This is a genomic window from Sphingobacterium sp. UBA7253 (assembly GCF_002472745.1).
Classification (GTDB): Bacteria; Bacteroidota; Bacteroidia; order Sphingobacteriales; family Sphingobacteriaceae; genus Sphingobacterium; species Sphingobacterium siyangense.
Window position 1 is genome coordinate 3,227 of the sequence record NZ_DKSP01000234.1, and the last position, 2,698, is coordinate 5,924.

3 protein-coding genes are annotated in these 2,698 nt (G+C 36.4%); 2 read left to right on the forward strand and 1 reads right to left on the reverse strand.

The annotated features are described in order from the left end of the window. A partial coding sequence (locus B2X72_RS24750; RefSeq protein WP_286851925.1) for a RagB/SusD family nutrient uptake outer membrane protein occupies positions 1–1,137 on the forward strand: 1,137 nt, incomplete at its 5' end. Positions 1,138–1,196: 59 nt separating this feature from the next. Then, the gene (locus tag B2X72_RS24755; RefSeq protein ID WP_286851927.1) at positions 1,197–2,384 is read left to right on the forward strand and encodes a TlpA family protein disulfide reductase; all 1,188 of its coding nucleotides are present in this window, start codon (positions 1,197–1,199) and stop codon (positions 2,382–2,384) included. Positions 2,385–2,437: 53 nt separating this feature from the next. Here the strand turns inward: B2X72_RS24755 and B2X72_RS24760 are convergent, their stop codons facing one another. After that, positions 2,438–2,659 (reverse strand): hypothetical protein, encoded by a 222-nt coding sequence (locus B2X72_RS24760; RefSeq protein WP_286851928.1) that lies wholly within the window; start codon positions 2,657–2,659, stop codon positions 2,438–2,440. Positions 2,660–2,698 lie beyond the last annotated feature (39 nt).

A 2,698-nucleotide genomic window follows, 5' to 3' on the forward strand; every position in this document is an offset into this window, starting at 1 on the left:
GCACTAACAAGTATTTCAGATAGAAATGCGTACCTATGGAATCCAAATACAAACTTTGCTACAAATCAATGGTCTAGTTCATACAAAGCTATTATGGCTGCAAACCAAGTACTGGAGATACTAAATAAGCTGAAAAGAGAAGATGATAGGGCACGATATGATCGTCTGAAAGGCGAAGCTTTATTTTTTAGATCTTATGCACTATCTCAATTAGCACCTGTGTTTGCGCCAACTTATCGCCCCGAATCGGCGGAACAGACATTAGGACTAGTTCTAAGGTTTAGTTCAGCGATAGATTATGTGTCTGTGCGTTCAGATCTGTTAAAAACCTATAGACAAATTGTTGCAGATCTAAATGAAGCCGTGTTATTGCTTCCTGTTGATGCTATTTATAAGACTCGTCCTACTAAATTAGCTGCTTGGGCAACATTGAGTAGGATAGGTCTAGTTATTTCGGATTTTGAGCTGGCAATATCGGCTTCAAAAGAAGTTTTAAATCAAGGCGTTGGCTTACTCGACTATAATACAGTTAATGCAGCTGCAGCAAATCCTTTTGGTCGTTTTAATCCTGAGGTTTTATTTCATGCCACTACATTGACGAGCGTTTGTCTAAATCCGAGTGTTTCAAAGATAGATAGTATGCTTTATAAATCTTATTTATCAGATGATTTGCGCAAAGGTATTTATTTTAAGAATAACAATAACGGCACCTATGCTTTCAAAGGAAGGTATGATGGGGATATTAATGCGGCTTCTTTTGCGGGGGTTGGGTTGGATGAGGTGTATTTAAATTATGCAGAGGCACTGGTCAGAACAAATAAGTTGCAAGAGGGACTAAAAGTATTTAATGCACTGATGCAGACACGTTGGAAAACCAATACGTATGTTCCCTTCTCATCTAATATGAAAGAGTCTGTCTTGTCTAAAATTTTGGAAGAAAGACGTAAGTCGTTGATTATGCGTAATCTAAGGTGGTCTGATATTCGTCGTTTAAATAGCTACGGTGGAAATATTAACTTAAAGAGAATCATTAACGGTGAAACTTATTATTTAAACGCAGGAGATCCAAGATTTACATTTTTAATACCATCTGGAGTAATGGAATACGCCCCCGAAATTATTCAAAATCCACGCTAAAGATTCCGATAGGACATATATAGTCATTAATTCAATTTCAAAACATAACGCATACATCAATGAAAAAATATATTTTAATTCTCATTATTTCATGGCTGAACCTTAAAATAGGTTTATGTCAAACAGGTACTAAGATCGGTTCAGAAATTAAACTTGATCTCAAAGTGAAGGCGCTAGGTGATAGTCTCGTTGATTTTGAAAATTATGATGACAGATTACTGATTATAGATTTTCTGACTACATATTGCACTTCATGTATAGAGGCTATGCCTAAAAATAACAGGATCCAAAGTTTATTTGGCGAGAATGTTAAAATTATTCCTGTGACGTCGGAGAAAATAGAGCGTGCAGCATCCTTTTTTAGTAAAAATGAATATGTCCGTGGAAATCAGCTAACAATTGGTGTCGAAGATACGGTGCTTAGTAAAATTTTTCCCTATCAGTCTGTATCGCATGTTGTATGGATATATAAAGGCAAATTGATTGCAATTACAATGGGAGATATGTTGACAGAAGAGAATGTGAGGCAGGTGCTCGCTGGGAACGATGTATCAAATTGGCCAATAAAAAATGATTTCTTTCAGGTTAAAGAAACAATAGCAAAGAGTGACGAACGATTTTTTAGCAGCAGGATTAGTGCTTTTGAAAATGGAGCTACTACACAGTACGAGGTAGATACGGTTGGCAATAAAGTACGCGTAAGGATTACTAATGCACCAGTAATTGGTACATTGAATTTTTTGTTTAATAAAATTATTCCACTGCCATTGATGAAGAAGGAGCGTATTGTGTTAAATGTGCCAAATTTGGAACGATATGATAAACCTGACACGATGCCTATGTCTATATGGTTGCAAAAATATAGCATCTGCTACGAATCTACATGGGCCAAAGGTATGAATCAAGAGTTGTTGTACAGATCAATTTTGACAGACCTATCGAACAGACTGGGGATAGAGGCGCATTTGGATCAACATATAGCTGATGTTTGGTCTGTAAATAATGTAGGTAAAAAATTAGTTCTCGGCAATAAGAAAATAGGTTTGGGGATATGGTTAAACATGCTTGAGATATTTAATCCGGATTTTCCGCCAATTGTGTTGGATAAAATTGAAGATAAGGATGTTCTTATTAAAGGAGGTGCAGTTCAAGATTTTGAAAGTTTAAAAGATGTATTAAAAATCAATGGTTATGGGCTAAAAGTGGCAAAAAGGAAAATACTGACACTATTCGTTGTGGCTAAATAAAGATAAAGGCCGAAGCTACCCTTCGGCCTTTTGGACTTAACCTCTTAATGAGGTTATGCCTTCAGCTTTACGTTTGGCGTATTAGCCCTGTTATTTAAAGCAGTTACCATTTCACCAAGTATTGCTGGATCTAATTCTGGATGTCCAGAACCATCATCGTTCGCATTGATGGTACAGATGCGGGCATTCCCACTACATACAGGTGTTGTAGTTGGGATAGAGTAGCTCGATGACTCTGCTGGTAAGCTTTGATTGTTCAATTGAAATAGTGCCATGTTGCAAAATTTAATTAATCAATTCTTGTTAATTATTCA

Excerpts from the sequence above, each read along its gene's own strand:
- B2X72_RS24760 (WP_286851928.1), bottom strand. The coding sequence starts at position 2,659 with ATGGCACTATTTCAATTGAACAATCAAAGCTTACCAGCAGAGTCATCG.
- B2X72_RS24755 (WP_286851927.1), top strand. The coding sequence starts at position 1,197 with ATGAAAAAATATATTTTAATTCTCATTATTTCATGGCTGAACCTTAAA.